General features: G+C 67.0%; 17 protein-coding genes. 4 read left to right on the top strand and 13 right to left on the bottom strand.

The features are described 5' to 3' along the window. The first annotated feature begins 16 nt into the window (after positions 1-16). The 4 genes from BACI349Y_RS08585 (at position 17) to fabF (ending at position 3,737) form a co-directional block, all read left to right on the top strand. Positions 17-946 carry an ACP S-malonyltransferase gene (locus BACI349Y_RS08585; RefSeq protein WP_201302413.1) on the top strand — a complete coding sequence of 310 codons (930 nt, stop codon included), beginning with the start codon at positions 17-19 and terminating at the stop codon, positions 944-946. Beyond that, positions 943-2,004, top strand: coding sequence for a beta-ketoacyl-ACP synthase III (locus BACI349Y_RS08580; protein ID WP_159631753.1), 1,062 nt, complete (start codon positions 943-945; stop codon positions 2,002-2,004). Before BACI349Y_RS08585 ends, BACI349Y_RS08580 begins: the two co-directional genes overlap by 4 nt. Before the next feature lie 77 nt (positions 2,005-2,081). Beyond that, positions 2,082-2,327 (top strand): acyl carrier protein, encoded by a 246-nt coding sequence (locus BACI349Y_RS08575; protein ID WP_009359314.1) that lies wholly within the window; start codon positions 2,082-2,084, stop codon positions 2,325-2,327. A gap of 174 nt (positions 2,328-2,501) precedes the next feature. Continuing rightward, on the top strand, positions 2,502-3,737 hold the full coding sequence (gene fabF / locus BACI349Y_RS08570) for a beta-ketoacyl-ACP synthase II (RefSeq protein ID WP_159631752.1): 1,236 nt from the start codon (positions 2,502-2,504) through the stop codon (positions 3,735-3,737). Positions 3,738-3,855: 118 nt separating this feature from the next. Here fabF and BACI349Y_RS08565 read toward each other — a convergent pair whose 3' ends face one another. The 13 genes from BACI349Y_RS08565 to BACI349Y_RS08505 form a co-directional block, all read right to left on the bottom strand. Then, a complete protein-coding gene (locus BACI349Y_RS08565; protein WP_159631751.1) occupies positions 3,856-4,359 on the bottom strand; it encodes a DUF3145 domain-containing protein in 504 nt (167 codons plus the stop codon). Positions 4,360-4,600: 241 nt separating this feature from the next. Then, positions 4,601-5,527 (bottom strand): tyrosine recombinase XerC, encoded by a 927-nt coding sequence (locus tag BACI349Y_RS08560; protein ID WP_159631750.1) that lies wholly within the window; start codon positions 5,525-5,527, stop codon positions 4,601-4,603. A 46-nt stretch (positions 5,528-5,573) separates the two neighbouring features. Then, a complete protein-coding gene (gene dprA / locus BACI349Y_RS08555) occupies positions 5,574-6,710 on the bottom strand; it encodes a DNA-processing protein DprA (RefSeq protein WP_236561001.1) in 1,137 nt (378 codons plus the stop codon). 116 nt (positions 6,711-6,826) lie between these two features. Next, positions 6,827-8,371 carry a YifB family Mg chelatase-like AAA ATPase gene (locus BACI349Y_RS08550; protein WP_159631749.1) on the bottom strand — a complete coding sequence of 515 codons (1,545 nt, stop codon included), beginning with the start codon at positions 8,369-8,371 and terminating at the stop codon, positions 6,827-6,829. Continuing rightward, positions 8,371-8,727, bottom strand: a complete 357-nt coding sequence (locus BACI349Y_RS08545) for a YraN family protein (RefSeq protein WP_159631748.1) — start codon at positions 8,725-8,727, stop codon at positions 8,371-8,373. Before BACI349Y_RS08545 ends, BACI349Y_RS08550 begins: the two co-directional genes overlap by 1 nt. A 108-nt stretch (positions 8,728-8,835) precedes the next feature. Next, positions 8,836-9,162, bottom strand: coding sequence for a DUF2469 domain-containing protein (locus BACI349Y_RS08540; RefSeq protein WP_159631747.1), 327 nt, complete (start codon positions 9,160-9,162; stop codon positions 8,836-8,838). Positions 9,163-9,211: 49 nt separating this feature from the next. Beyond that, positions 9,212-9,997: a ribonuclease HII gene (locus tag BACI349Y_RS08535; protein ID WP_159631746.1), complete on the bottom strand. Its 786-nt coding sequence runs from the start codon at positions 9,995-9,997 to the stop codon at positions 9,212-9,214. 2 nt (positions 9,998-9,999) lie between these two features. Beyond that, entirely contained in the window at positions 10,000-10,827 is an 828-nt protein-coding gene (gene lepB, locus BACI349Y_RS08530) for a signal peptidase I (RefSeq protein WP_159631745.1), read from the bottom strand. Further along, positions 10,828-11,505: a signal peptidase I gene (gene lepB / locus BACI349Y_RS08525; RefSeq protein WP_159631744.1), complete on the bottom strand. Its 678-nt coding sequence runs from the start codon at positions 11,503-11,505 to the stop codon at positions 10,828-10,830. It abuts the gene before it with no gap. A gap of 85 nt (positions 11,506-11,590) precedes the next feature. Beyond that, positions 11,591-11,950 (bottom strand): 50S ribosomal protein L19, encoded by a 360-nt coding sequence (gene rplS / locus BACI349Y_RS08520; protein ID WP_018768283.1) that lies wholly within the window; start codon positions 11,948-11,950, stop codon positions 11,591-11,593. A gap of 234 nt (positions 11,951-12,184) precedes the next feature. Continuing rightward, entirely contained in the window at positions 12,185-12,997 is an 813-nt protein-coding gene (trmD, locus tag BACI349Y_RS08515) for a tRNA (guanosine(37)-N1)-methyltransferase TrmD (protein WP_159631743.1), read from the bottom strand. Beyond that, entirely contained in the window at positions 12,998-13,543 is a 546-nt protein-coding gene (gene rimM / locus BACI349Y_RS08510; protein ID WP_201302412.1) for a ribosome maturation factor RimM, read from the bottom strand. It lies immediately after the preceding gene. A 116-nt stretch (positions 13,544-13,659) separates the two neighbouring features. Beyond that, positions 13,660-13,902 (bottom strand): RNA-binding protein, encoded by a 243-nt coding sequence (locus BACI349Y_RS08505; protein WP_013601399.1) that lies wholly within the window; start codon positions 13,900-13,902, stop codon positions 13,660-13,662.

Genomic DNA, 13,902 nt, shown 5'->3' with positions numbered 1-13,902 from the left:
TTGGAAAGCTGGTTACGTGCTTGCAATAGTCTGCCCTGGACAGGGCTCACAGACCCCGGGTTTTCTTGCCCCCTGGCTGGAACTTCCCTCGGTGGCAGGCCAGCTGGCCTCCCTGAGTGACATCGCAGGCATCGACCTGATAGCCCACGGAACCACCTCCGATGAGGAAACCATCAAGGACACTGCCGTGGCGCAGCCCCTGATCGTTGCTGCCGGGCTTGTCGCCGCGGCTTCCCTCTTCGACGTGGAACTCAACTCCCTCCCGGTGATCCTCGCCGGCCATTCCGTGGGTGAGATCACCGCAGCAGCCCTGGCCGGTGTGCTGACCGAACAGGAAGCCATGACGTTCGTCCGTGAGCGGGCCAACAGCATGGCCGCCGCGGCAGCCGTCACCCCCACCGGCATGAGCGCCGTCGTCGGCGGCGACCCCGCCGAGGTGCTGGCCGCCATTGAAGCCGCCGGCGCTGCCCCCGCCAACGTCAACGGTGCCGGCCAGACGGTGGCGGCAGGAACCTTCGAACAGCTGAAGGCCCTTGCCGACAACCCGCCGGCAAAAGCCCGCGTCATCCCGCTCAAGGTGGCCGGCGCGTTCCACACCAGCCACATGTCGCCCGCCGTCGATGCGCTCAAGGCGCTGGAACCCACCTTGAACCCGGTTGCCCCCAAGGTGCCCCTCCTGTCGAATTACGACGGCGGCGAAGTCACCGACGGTGATGCCGCCGTCGCAAGCCTGATCGCCCAGGTTTCCCGCCCGGTCCGCTGGGACCTGTGCATGGAAACCATGGTGAAGCGCGGTGTTACCGGCGTGATCGAACTCGCGCCTGCCGGCACGCTGGCGGGCCTGGCCAAGCGCGGCATGCCCGGCGTCAAGACCGTTGCCGTCAAAACCCCCGATGACCTGTCCGCCGCACTGGCGCTCTTCGCAGAACTGGAGGGCAACGCATGAGCGTTCCCACGCTGAAACAGGCTCCCATCCAGGAGCACACCCGCATCCTCGGCCTCGGCGCCTACCGGCCGGACGTCATCGTCACCAACGAAGATGTTTGCCAGTGGATTGACTCCTCCGACGAATGGATCCGCCAGCGCACCGGCATCGTCACCCGCCACCGTGCCGCAGCCGACGTCAGCGTGATCGACATGGCCGAAGGCGCAGCCCGTGAAGCCATGGCGAAGGCAGGCATTGAAGCCTCTGAACTCGGTGCAGTCATTGTGTCGACCGTGACCCACCCCTACGCCACTCCCTCCGCCGCGGCCAGCCTGGCCGACCGCATCGGTGCCACTCCGGCCCCTGCCTTCGATATCTCCGCTGCGTGCGCCGGTTACTGCTACGGCATTGCCCAGGCCGACGCGCTGGTCCGGTCCGGCACCGCGAAGTACGTCCTCGTGGTCGGTGCGGAGAAGCTCTCCGACGTCATCGACAACCGGGAACGCACCATCTCCTTCCTCCTCGGCGACGGCGCGGGCGCCGTCGTCGTAGGCCCTTCCGACACGCCGGGCATTGCCCCGTCCGTGTGGGGCTCGGACGGCAGCAGGTGGGACGCCATCGGCATGACGCGCTCCATGCTTGACGTCCGCGACCTCGGCCTGGCTGCCCGCCAGTCGGACTCCACGGGCGATCTCGCACTGCTGGAAGAAGCCCAGGAGCTGTACCCCACCCTTCGCCAGGACGGACAGACCGTGTTCCGCTGGGCCGTGTGGGAGATGGCCAAGGTGGCCCAGCAGGCACTCGATGCCGCCGGGATCCAGGCGGAAGACCTGGTGGCCTTCATCCCCCACCAGGCCAACATGCGCATCATCGACGAGATGGTGAAGAAGCTGAAGCTGCCCGAGACGGTTACAGTGGCACGGGACATTGCCGAGGCCGGCAACACGTCCGCTGCCTCCATCCCGCTCGCAACCCACCGGCTCCTGCAGGAGAACCCCGGACTGAGCGGCGGGCTGGCCCTGCAGATCGGTTTCGGTGCCGGACTGGTCTTCGGCGCACAGGTAGTTGTCCTTCCCTAGATACGCCCAAGGGTCGCAACCGCGGCCCGGACCGTTTCCGGCAGCCCCTGCCGGCAATACAAGAAAAGGAGCCACCAATGGCTAGCAACGAAGAGATCCTGGCCGGCTTGGCTGAAATCGTCAACGAAGAAACCGGCCTGGCCCCGGAGGCCGTCGAGCTGGACAAGTCCTTCACGGAGGACCTGGACATCGACTCCATCTCCATGATGACCATCGTGGTCAACGCTGAAGAAAAGTTCGGCGTGCGCATCCCCGACGAAGAGGTCAAGAACCTCAAGACCGTTGGCGACGCCGTCAGCTTCATCGCCGGAGCACAGGCCTAATAACAGGCTTTCCGCCGTCTCACGGCTTGGCAGGGCTGCCGGTCCGGACTGACCGGACCGGCAGCCCGCCGCATTTATCCGGGCAGAACCCCGACCGGGCCTGGCCGATCATCAACATGTGCGGGACCCTGCGACAGGCGCAGACGGACTCCCCACCGACGAAAGAGTGATCCCATGACGCGCAAAGTAGTCATTACCGGTCTGGGTGCCACCACGCCCATCGGCGGCGATGTACCCACGATGTGGAACAACGCCCTTAAAGGGGTCTCCGGTGCCCGCACCCTCGAGGACGACTGGGTAGCCAAGTACGAGCTCCCCGTCCACTTCGCCGCCCGCTGCAGCACCCCGGCACTGGACGTGCTCAGCCGTGTTGAAGCAAAGCGGATGGACCCCTCCACTCAGTTCGGCGTCATCGCTGCCCGGGAAGCCTGGGCCGATTCCGGCATCACGGAAATCGACCAGGACCGGCTGGCAGTCGCCTTCGCCACCGGCATTGGTGGCGTCTGGACCCTCCTGGACGCCTGGGACACGCTGAAGGAAAAGGGCCCCCGCCGGGTCCTGCCCATGACCGTCCCCATGCTGATGCCCAACGGCGTTGCCGCAGCCGTCAGCCTGGACCTCGGCGCCCGCGCCGGCGCCCACACCCCCGTCTCCGCTTGCGCTTCCGGGACGGAGGCCATGCACCTGGGCCTGGAACTCATCCGCTCGGGCAAGGCAGACGTGGTGATGTGCGGTGGAGCAGAAGCCGCCATTCACCCCATGCCGCTGGCGGCCTTCGCCTCCATGCAGGCACTCTCCCGCCGGAACGACGATCCGCAGCGCGCCTCCCGCCCGTACGACACCGCACGTGACGGCTTTGTCATGGGCGAAGGTGCCGGCGCCCTTGTCCTCGAAGCCGAGGAGCACGCCCTGGCGCGCGGCGCCCGCATTTACGCCGAACTAGCCGGCACGTCCGTCACCGCCGACGCCTACCACATCACCGCACCGGACCCCGAAGGTCTGGGTGCCACCCGTGCACTCAAGGCTGCCATGTTTGATGGCCGCATCCAGGCTGAAGACGTGGTTCACGTCAACGCCCACGCAACCTCCACTCCTGTTGGTGACAAGCCGGAGTACACGGCCCTGCGTGCCGCCTTGGGCAACCACGTGGACAACGTGGCCGTTTCCGCCACCAAGTCGCAGATGGGCCACCTCCTGGGCGCGTCCGGCGCGGTGGAGGCTGTCCTCACCGTGCTGGCCGTCCATGAGCGCAAGGCACCGGTCACCATCAACCTTGAGAACCAGGATCCGGAGATCCCGCTCGACGTTGTCACCTCCGCCCGCGACCTGCCTGCCGGCAGCATCGTGGCGCTGAGCAACTCGTTCGGGTTCGGCGGCCACAACGCCGTCGTGGCAATCCGCAGCGTCTAGGCATTGCCGGGGAAGCTCCCCGGAAACGAAAGGGAGGCCCCGCCAACTGGCGGGGCCTCCCTTTTTTGCTATGGAAGTGTTGCAGTACCCAAGGTCACCGGGGAACGGACGACGGCGGTCAGCCCACCTGGTGGAGCCAGCGCACCGGGGCGCCTTCGGCAGCGTGGCGGAACGGTTCGAGTTCCTCGTCCCAGGCTTCCCCGAGGGCCAGCGAGAGTTCGTGGTACACCGCAGCCGGGTCACCGGCGCCGGACTCATAGGCGTAACGGATCCGGTCCTCGGACACCATGATGTTGCCGTGGACGTCCGTCACGGCATGGAAAATCCCCAGTTCGGGAGTGTGCGACCAGCGGCCGCCGTCCACGCCCTGGCTCGGCTCCTCCGTCACCTCATACCGAAGATGCGCCCAGCCACGGAGGCAGGACGCCAGTTTGGCTCCCGTGCCGGGGGTACCGGTCCAGGACAACTCGGCCCGGAACATGCCGGGCGCGGCAGGCTGCGGGGTCCACTCAAGGTCCGTCCGCTTGTCCACCACAGCGCCAACCGCCCACTCAACGTGGGGGCACAGCGCCGTAGGGGCCGAGTGAACGAACAGCACACCGCGGGTCATTGCAACAGACATTCCATCCTCCATAGCTATAGGTACGTCTTCCCCAACGACCTCTGCCTGGATGGAACTGCCGTGCCCTGCTCTGCGGCGGTGGTTCCCTGCGCGTATTCAGATGTATCACATAAAGCTGAGTCCGGACTTGCCGCGCCGCACAAAGCTCAGGGAGCTTCAAGCGACACTTGAAAGTTGCCGGACGTGACTCTTATTGTGCCGCACCCCGCAGAATTACGCCAGTGCGATTAGCCACACCGGGTCAGGCCCTTGGATGCGCCTGCTGATAGCTCTTCCGAAGGCGGTCAACCGAGACGTGGGTGTAGATCTGGGTGGTCGCCAGGCTGCTGTGGCCCAGGATCTCCTGCACCGCGCGCAGGTCCGCGCCCCCATCAAGCAGATGCGTGGCGGCCGAGTGCCGCAGCGCGTGGGGCCCGGACGCCGAGGTGTCGCCCAGTGCCGCGAACAGCGTGTTGACCAGGGCACGGACCTGCCGTTGATCGATGCGGCCGCCGCGGGCTCCAAGAAAAAGGGCAGGCCCGCTGTTGCCCTTCGCCAGTGCCGGACGCCCCCGCCGAAGCCAGTCGTCGACCGCCACGGCAGCGGGAACGCCGAAGGGAACTGTGCGTTCCTTGTTGCCCTTGCCGATCACGCGGAGCGTGCGCCGGTCAGGGTCAAGATCGTCGACATCGAGCCCGGCCAGTTCGCCCACCCGGATGCCCGTGGCGTACAGGAGTTCCACCAGGGCGCGGTTTCTGACAGCGAGTGGCTCACCGTCCGTGGCGGAGGCCTCCAGACCATCCAGCAGGCGCGTGAGCTGCGGCGCCTGAAGCACCCCCGGCAGGGATCCTTCCCGTTTGGGTGCCTTCAGGCGAAGGGCGGGATCTGTGTCGATGAGCTCTTCCCGGAGTGCCCAGGCTGTAAAGACCCGCGCCGTGGCGGACCGGCGGGCAAGGGTCGCCCGCGAGGCGCCCGCAGAGCTTTGGCTTCCGAGCCACCGGCGGAACGTTCCCAGTTCAAGGTCCTTCAGTTCTGCCGCGCCTTCCGATGCCGCATGGACCAGGAGGCTGTGCAGGTCGCCCAGGTAGGCGCGCCTGGTGTGGTCTGACACCGCACGCTCCCCCGACAGGTAGCCGGCGAACGCGTCCAGTGCCTTGCCGAGTGCCCCGGGCAGTTCTTCATGTTCCACTCCTCTACTTTCCCAGTTGCGGGCCCTGCACCGTGCGCGGACACGGCTATCCTTTGCCGCGTTTCCAGCCTCCCCGCTCCGACACGGCCAGGCCCAGGAGCCCCAGCCTGCCAAGTCCGGCCCGCACCGAGTCCTGTCCCAGGCCGGCCACGGCGGAGAGCTTTTCCACGGATGTGGTGGAGCGAAGCGGCAGTGCGTCCAGCAGGATCAAGTCCTCCAGGGTCAGGCCGTCCTGGACTGCCGCTTCCGTAGTCCGTTGCCCTGGCAGGGCAGTTCCGCTGGGCGAGGCAAGTTCAGCCACCTCCGCCGCATCGGTGACGCAGACCGCCCCTCCGTCCCGCAGAAGACGGTGGCAGCCGGCGGAGTTGGCGCTGTGGACTGATCCGGGAACGGCACCAACCGCACGGCCCAGGGTCTCGGCGTGGTGGGCCGTATTAAGAGCTCCCGAACGCCAGCGGGCCTCGACCACCACCGTCACCGCGGAGAGGGCGGCAATCAGCCTGTTCCGCTGCAGGAACCGGTAGCGGGTGGGGGCCGATCCCGGTGGCACCTCGGCCAGGACGGCTCCCTGGTTGGCCACGGCGCGCAGTAGGTCCTCATTGCCGGACGGATAGAACCTGTCCACTCCCCCGGCCATGACGGCGACCGTTGGTACCGCCGTGGAGCTGCCGGCGAGGGCTGCCCGGTGCGCATGGGCGTCGATGCCGTAGGCTCCTCCCGAAACGACCGTGAAGCCCCGCTGCGCCAGCGAGTAGGCCAGGTCGCCTGTGACCGCCGCTCCGTAGCTCGTACTGTCCCGGGACCCCACCAGGGCGATGGATTTATCCAGTGCGGGCAATGGCTGTTCCTCTCCCCGCCACCAGAGGCAGATGGGCTCCTGGATGCCCAGGTCTGCGACCTGGGCCGGCCATAGTTCGTCGCCCGGGATGATGATGCGGCCGCCCAGCCGGGCCATGGTGGCAAGGTCACGTTCGGGTGCGAGGTCAGGGGTCCGTGGCTGCCACCGCTTCAACGCTGCGGCAAGGCCGGCCCAACTGCCGGCCGCCGCGGTGTCCGCCAGCAATGCGGTGATTTCCCGCTCAAGGCCAGGGCCGGCCGACACCTGTCCGGTAGCGATGAGCAGGGCGTCTGTTGCCCCCGCAGTCCGAACGAGGGCAAGGCCCGCCGCGTCCTGGGGTTCCATCAGCCGTGAGAGGGCGGCCCGGGCCAGCCGTTCCTTATCAATGCTTCGCGTCTTTTCCACGACCCGTTCCTTGTCCACCCGCAGTTCCTTTGGTTCGTTCCGTTCCTGGAGGCTTGTCATGCCGCGGCCGCCGCAGCCTGCCGCAGGCCCAGTGCCTGTCCGATGTCGTTGGTGTCCGGCGTATCCCGGCGACCCAGGTCCGCCAGGGTCCAGGCGAGCCGAAGGACGCGGTCGTACCCGCGGGCGGTCAGGATGCCGCGCTCAAGGGACTGGTCCAGGATCCGGGTTGCTGCCGGCGCGAGCCGCAGGTCACCGCGGAGGATTCGCCCCGGTACCTGGGAGTTCGTCTCAAGCCCGAAGCATCGCAGGCGATCCGCCTGCCGCGCACGGGCACCCCGCACCCGGTCCGCCACGGAAGCGGTGTCCTCCTCGGCCCCTGCCTGGCCGAAGTCAGCCAGGGAAACCCGCTCCACCTGGAGCTGGATGTCCACCCGGTCCAGCAGGGGCCCGGACATTCTGGCAAGGTAGCGGCGGCGCATCACGGGAGTGCAGGTGCAGTCCAGCCCTTTGCCGGAGGCCTTGCCGCACGGGCAGGGATTAGCTGCAAGCACCAGCTGGAACCGGGCCGGGTACGCCGCAGTCCCGGCGGATCGGTGAATCACCAGTTCCCCGCTCTCCAGGGGCTGCCGCAGCGCGTCCAGGACGCGCCGCTCGTATTCCGGCGCCTCGTCCAGGAAGAGCACGCCCCGGTGCGCACGGGATGCCGCTCCAGGCCTGGGCAGGCCCGACCCGCCGCCGATGATGGCTGCAGCGGTGGCGGAGTGGTGCGGGTTCTCGAAGGGCGGCCGGCGCAGGAGCTGCACGGTGGACGACGGGAGGCCGCACAGCGAATGGATGGCCGTGACCTCCATGGACTCATGGTCGCCAAGGTCGGGTAAAAGACCGGGCAGCCGCTCCGCCAGCATCGTCTTGCCGGCGCCCGGCGGCCCGGTGAGCAGCAGATGGTGGGCACCCGCGGCGGCCACCTCCAGGGCTTTGCGGGCGTCGCCCTGGCCGGAGACATCTGCCATGTCGGGAGACGGGCCGGGAAGGGCGGGCCCGTCGCCGCCCCCATCCGCGTCATCGGGTTCGAAGTCCAGGGCAAGTTCCTGCGGATCTGCCCCGAAGTCGAGGGCGAGCCGGGCAAGCGTGCGGTATCCACGCACCACGGCACCCGGGACAAGGGAGGCCTCGGCGAGATTGGCCTGCGCCACCACGACTTCGGGATAGCCGGCCTGCACCGACGCCATGACGGCCGGCAGGATTCCGCGCACGGGGCGGAGCCTGCCATCGAGCCCCAGTTCCGCGATGAAGACCGTGCGCCCCGTGGGCTTGATATCGTTCGCGGCCCGGAGTACGGCCATGGTGACGGCAAGGTCGAAGCCGGAACCGCGCTTGGGAAGTGAGGCGGGAATGAGGTTGGCGGTGATCTTCCGGCGGCTGAGCGGGATCCCGGAGTTCTTGGCGGCTGAGCGGATGCGCTCCTTGGCCTCGTTGAGGGAGGCATCCGGCAATCCCAGGAGGACGAAAGCGGGCAGCGTCTGGCCGATGTCCGCTTCCACCTCAACCATGTAGCCATTGAGCCCTACGAGGGCGACGGAATAGGTCCGGCCCAGCGCCATCACCCCACCCCCTTGAGGTGTTCCACCAGGGGTTCCCCGCCGCCGTCGTCCAGCACCGCCACAACGTCCACACGCCGCAGCGGCATCCGCAGCTCGCGGTCGCGGCACCACGCGGCGCCAAGCCGGTGCAGCCGCGCCAGTTTTTCCGGACCCACCGCCTCAAACGGGTGGCCGTAATCCAGGGAGCGGCGGGTTTTGACTTCAGCGATGACCAGCGCGTCACCGTCCAGGGCAACGATGTCGATCTCGCCCCCGGCGCACCTCCAGTTGCGCTCCACCACCAGCATGCCCAGCGATTCAAGGTACCCCACGGCGAGGTCTTCGCCGTGCCTGCCCAACAGGTCTTTCGATTTCATTTCTACCTCCGCAACCAGCCTGGCGGCGGAGGCAAGCGGAGAACAGAAGGCCCCTGTCCTATGTGGACAGGGGCCGGTGTGGAGGGAAAGTCGGGAATTCCGGGGTGTCTAGTTCCCCAGGTCCACGTCCTTGGGCAACGCCAGGTCCTCGTTGCGGGGCAGTTCCTCGACGTTGACGTCCTTGAACGTCAGGACCCTGACGCTCTTGACGAAGCGGGCTGAACGGTAGACGTCCCAGACCCAGGCGTCCTGCAGGGTCAGGTCGAAGTAGACCTCGCCGTCAGCGCTGCGGGCCTGGAGGTCAACGTGGTTGGCCAGGTAGAAGCGCCGCTCGGTCTCGACAACGTAGCTGAACAGACCGACCACGTCGCGGTATTCACGATAGAGCTGAAGCTCCATGTCGGTTTCATAGTTCTCAAGATCCTCAGCACTCATGCTTCCATCTTGCACCATGTCCGGCACGGCTGGCGCCGGGCGGCGGGAGTCAGTCTCCGTAGGGCCCGTCCCCGTCGGGGACCTCCGCGGCCTGCAGTTCCCCGCCGAGGAGCCGCCAGCTGACCCGGTGGTAGGGGGTGGGTCCCGCTGCGCGAAGCACGTTCCGATGGGCTGCCGTGGCATAACCCTTGTTGATGTCCCAGCCATAGTCCGGGTACTCGGTGTGCAGTTCGCGCATCATCCGGTCCCGCTCCACCTTGGCGATGACGCTTGCGGCGGCCACGCTGAGGCACTGCATGTCGGCCTTGACCTTGGTGTGGACCGGGGCCTCGCACGCGGCCTCCAGGACGGGCTGGTCGAACAGGGACAGCTGCTCCGCCGGGGAAAGCCAGTTGTGGCTTCCATCCAGCAGGACCGCTTCCGGGACAATGCCTGAGCCGAGGATGCTCCCCCAGGCCCGGGTTCCGGCCAGCCGCAGGGCCGCGATGATGCCGAGCGAATCGATCTCGCCGGCGGTGGCGTGCCCCACCGCGGATGCGACGCTCCAGCGCCGCACCAGCGGATCCAGCCGTTCCCGTTCAGCCGGGCTAAGGAGTTTGCTGTCCCGCACGCCGGCAAGCGGTCTTTGGCGCTCCAGGTCCACGACGGCGATTCCCACGCTGACAGGGCCCGCGAGGGCACCGCGGCCAACCTCGTCAACGCCTGCCAGGAACCGTATCCCCTGTGCCTTGAAGGTTCGCTCGTGCCGCAGCGTCGGCGCCTTGGCTCCGCGGGGCGCGGGCTTGGTGGCGGGACGGGACGTGGCGGCCGGGGAGGCCTGTACTGCGGAAGACATGGTCAGCGGGCCGCCGGCACGTTCTTGAAAACGTCCGGGTAGTTGTCCAGCGTCTTGATCCTGTTCAGCGGCCACGCGATGATTGCGGCCTTGCCCTCGAGGTCCTTGAGGTCGACGAATCCGCCGTCGGTCTCCATGTGCGCGCGGGAGTCCGCAGAGTGGTTCCGGTTATCACCCATCACCCACACCTTGCCCTCCGGGACGGTGACGTCAAAGTTGCGGACCTGCGGGACTTCGGCGGGATTGATGTAGGTCTCGTCGACGGAGGTCCCGTTAATGGTCAGTTTACCGCCCGCGTCACAGCAGACCACGTGGTCGCCCGGCAGTCCGATGACCCGCTTGACCAGGTGCTGCTCTGAATTGTCCGGCAGGAGGCCTACGAAGGTCAGGCCGTCCTGGACCCAGGTGAACGGGCCCTGTGCCTTGGCCGGGGCGGGACCGAGCCAGCCCTTGGTGTCACGGAACACCACAACGTCCCCGCGGCTGAGGGCAAAGGGCTCGGGGACCAGGAGGTTGACGAAGATCCGGTCATCCACGTCCAGGGTGTTCACCATGGACTCGGAGGGGATGAAGAAGGCCCGGAACAGGAAGGTCTTGATGAGGAAGGACAACACCACCGCGATGACCACCACGGTGGCAATTTCCTTCAGCCATCCCAGCAAGGGATTGCCGGCGGACTTCCCGGCAGCTTTGGACCCCTGCCGGTCCCGCCGGTGGACGGGTTCTGACGCCTCCGGACCCTCGGCGGGCGTGGAGGAAACTGGAACGGCCGGTACTTCTGAAGCGCCGTCGTGGCGGGGCTCAGGTTTCCGCGCGTGGTTCTCGGGCATTTACCGTCCGTTCTGTGTTGTCGGCCCCGGTGCGGGCGGCCGTGCTACTGGGGCAAATCTATCAAGCGGCCAGAGGATCTGGACCGGCCTGCCGATGACCCGGTCCAGCGGGACGAGTCCGCCGCCGGGGGCGCCGAGCAGGCTCCGTGAATCGGCGGACACCGAACGGTGGTCCCCCATCAGCCACAGCCTGCCTTCGGGAACCACGGTGTTGAACTTCTGCGTACTTGGCGCATCTCCCGGGAAAATGTAGGGCTCATCCAGGGCAGCCCCGTTCACGGTGACCTTTCCGCCGGCGTCGCAGCAGACCACCGTGTCACCGGGAAGGCCGATCACCCGCTTGACGTAGGTGGTGTCGCTGCCGGTCAGCCCGAGCCATTGCATGGCGGAGGCTGCGGCATCCACCAGCGGGCCCTTTCCGCTGTTCAGGGGCGCAAAGCTGCCACGCCCGTCGAAGACCACAACGTCCCCGTGCCGGATGGGGTCGGACTGGAAATCAGTGCGCGAAACCAGGATCCGGTCCCCGCCTTCCAGGAGCGGCTCCATGGACTCGGACGGAATGAAGTAGACATCCAGCCACAAAGACCTCACCAACCCGCTGATGGCGACCGCAAGGAGCAGCGCCAGAAAAACAAAACGCCAGCCCATTTTGCGGGGCTGGCGTTTTGTCTGGTGCATGGTCCGTATCCTGGCGCTGGTGCATGTGCTCCGGCGCTTGCCGGGTACGGCCGCGCTCCTGCCTGGCGGTAAGTCCGGTAAGGACTTACTTGGCGGAGCTGAAGTCGCGCTTTTCCTTGATCTTGGCGGCCTTGCCACGCAGTGCACGCATGTAGTACAGCTTGGCGCGGCGGACGTCACCCTTGGTGACAACCTCGATCTTTTCGATGATCGGGGAGTGCACCGGGAAGGTACGCTCCACGCCGACACCGAAGGAAACCTTGCGGACGGTGAAGGTTTCGCGCACGCCATCGCCCTGGCGGCCCAGGACGAAGCCCTGGAAGACCTGGACACGGGTGTTCTTGCCTTCGATGATGTTCACGTGCACCTTGAGGGTGTCACCCGCGCGGAATTCGGGAACATCGTTGCGCAGCGAGGCTGCATCGACGGAATCGAGAATATGCATAATTGCACTCCTGGTGAACGCCACAGGTCATTCACTTTGGGTCACGGCAGGCAAGTCGGGCTGCTGGAATGCAGGCCGGGTCTCGCCGCCGAAGTAAAGTCTCCGGCCGCTTCAAGGGTTGATGGGGCCGGTTGTCCGGCTGTTGGCCGCGCAACCCCCTGTGGCAGGTGCGGACCCAGCAGACACAAGGGTTAATTTTGCCACAACGGCAGGGTTACGCCAATTCCGGCGGCGCTAGTCCTGCTGTTCAGCTGCCGTCCCGGGGCGGCGGGCAAGCCTGCCGTCCACGACGTCGTAACCAAGGTTGTGCAGTTCGGTGCGGTCGGCGCGCGGGAGGCTGCCGGCGTCGAACCCCTCCAGCAGGTCCGGACGGCGCTCCGCGGTGCGGCGGTACTGTTCGTGGCGGCGCCACTGGGCGATCCGGCCGTGGTTGCCGCTGAGGAGCACCGGGGGCACTTCGCGGTCCCGCCAGACGGAGGGCTTGGTGTAGACCGGGTACTCCAGGAGCCCGTCCGAGTGGGATTCCTCCACCAGCGACTCGGGATTTCCCACCACCCCGGGCAGCAGGCGGCCAATGGCCTCCACCATGGCCAGGACGGCCACTTCCCCGCCGTTGAGGACGTAGTCGCCCAGGCTCACCGGACGGACAGTGAAGTGCTCCTGCGCCCATTCGATGACCCGCTCATCGATGCCCTCGTACCGTCCGCACGCAAAAGCGAGGTGCTGTTCCTCAGCCAGTTCGTAAGCAAGGGCCTGGGTGAACCGCTCGCCGGCGGGCGAGGGGACGATCAGCACGGGCTTGCGGTCCGGGTCCGGGCGCCCGTCGGCCACTGCCGCGAGTGCCTGAGCCCAGGGCTCGGGCTTCATGACCATGCCGGCGCCGCCGCCGTACGGGGTGTCGTCGACGGAACGGTGCTTGTCCGTGGTGAAGCTGCGCAGGTCGTGGACGTGCAGGTCCAGGATGCCGTCCTGGCGGGCCTTGCCGATCAGTGAGAGTTCGAGCGGGGCAAGGTATTCGGGGAAGATACTGACGACGTCGATCCGCATCTAGGCGTTGCCTTCGGCTTCCGGGGCGGCGGCTTCGTCCGAGTTGACGTCGAAGAGGCCGTCCGGCGGGGTGAGGAGGATGAAGCCTTCCTCGATGTTCACCTCAGGGACGATCTGCTCCACGAACGGGATGAGGATTTCGTCGCCGCCCGGGGTGGTAACCACCAGCAGGTCCTGGACCGGCATGGTGTTCAGGGCTGTCACCTTGCCCACCACCTGGGACCCGACCCGTGCTTCCAGGCCGACCAGTTCGTGCTCGTACCAGCCCTCGTCGTCGTCCTCGTCCAGCTCTTCGGTTTCGATGAAGAGCTTGGCTCCGCGGAGGGTCTCGGCACGGTTCCGGTCCGCCACTTCCTCAAAACCGAGCAGCAGGATGTCCTTGTTCCAGCGCGCACTGCTCACGGTCAGGGGACCGGCCGCGGCAGGCTCGACCACGAACTCCGTTCCGGGGACAAACCTGTCCTCCGGAGCGTCGGTCAACACCTGGACGGTGACTTCCCCGCGAATGCCGTGCGGCTTGCCAATCCGTGCCACCTGAAGCTGCATCTGTTCCTCTGTTCCGCGTTGTGGTGTTTCTACTGAAAGCACTTTGTTGTGAAAGAACTCCGGCCCCTCCACCTGGTGGTGGAGGGGCCGGAGCAAAAAGTGGTATTGCCGAGCGCTCAGCGGCGACGGTCGGTGTCGACGACGTCGACCCGTACCGGTTCGCCGCCGGCCAGTGCAGCCACCACGGTGCGCAAAGCGCGCGCGGTGCGGCCCTGGCGGCCAATCACCCGTCCGAGGTCGTCCTGGTGAACGCGCACCTCGAGGGTGTCCCCGCGGCGGTTGCTCTTGGAACTGACCTTGACGTCGTCCGGGGAATCAACGATTCCGCGGACCAGGTGCTCCAGCGCTTCTGCCAGCAA

This window comes from Arthrobacter sp. 8AJ (genome assembly GCF_902506025.1).
Lineage (GTDB): Bacteria > Actinomycetota > Actinomycetes > Actinomycetales > Micrococcaceae > Arthrobacter.
This window is presented reverse-complemented; position numbering and strand designations above follow the sequence as displayed.

Excerpts from the sequence above, each read along its gene's own strand:
- BACI349Y_RS08575 (WP_009359314.1), top strand. The coding sequence starts at position 2,082 with ATGGCTAGCAACGAAGAGATCCTGGCCGGCTTGGCTGAAATCGTCAAC.
- lepB (WP_159631745.1), bottom strand. The coding sequence starts at position 10,827 with ATGCCCGAGAACCACGCGCGGAAACCTGAGCCCCGCCACGACGGCGCT.
- dprA (WP_236561001.1), bottom strand. The coding sequence starts at position 6,710 with ATGGAACCCCAGGACGCGGCGGGCCTTGCCCTCGTTCGGACTGCGGGG.
- BACI349Y_RS08580 (WP_159631753.1), top strand. The coding sequence starts at position 943 with ATGAGCGTTCCCACGCTGAAACAGGCTCCCATCCAGGAGCACACCCGC.
- BACI349Y_RS08545 (WP_159631748.1), bottom strand. The coding sequence starts at position 8,727 with ATGAAATCGAAAGACCTGTTGGGCAGGCACGGCGAAGACCTCGCCGTG.
- lepB (WP_159631744.1), bottom strand. The coding sequence starts at position 11,505 with ATGCACCAGACAAAACGCCAGCCCCGCAAAATGGGCTGGCGTTTTGTT.
- BACI349Y_RS08540 (WP_159631747.1), bottom strand. The coding sequence starts at position 9,162 with ATGAGTGCTGAGGATCTTGAGAACTATGAAACCGACATGGAGCTTCAG.
- fabF (WP_159631752.1), top strand. The coding sequence starts at position 2,502 with ATGACGCGCAAAGTAGTCATTACCGGTCTGGGTGCCACCACGCCCATC.
- rplS (WP_018768283.1), bottom strand. The coding sequence starts at position 11,950 with ATGCATATTCTCGATTCCGTCGATGCAGCCTCGCTGCGCAACGATGTT.
- rimM (WP_201302412.1), bottom strand. The coding sequence starts at position 13,543 with ATGCAGCTTCAGGTGGCACGGATTGGCAAGCCGCACGGCATTCGCGGG.
- BACI349Y_RS08565 (WP_159631751.1), bottom strand. The coding sequence starts at position 4,359 with ATGTCTGTTGCAATGACCCGCGGTGTGCTGTTCGTTCACTCGGCCCCT.
- trmD (WP_159631743.1), bottom strand. The coding sequence starts at position 12,997 with ATGCGGATCGACGTCGTCAGTATCTTCCCCGAATACCTTGCCCCGCTC.
- BACI349Y_RS08535 (WP_159631746.1), bottom strand. The coding sequence starts at position 9,997 with ATGTCTTCCGCAGTACAGGCCTCCCCGGCCGCCACGTCCCGTCCCGCC.
- BACI349Y_RS08550 (WP_159631749.1), bottom strand. The coding sequence starts at position 8,371 with ATGGCGCTGGGCCGGACCTATTCCGTCGCCCTCGTAGGGCTCAATGGC.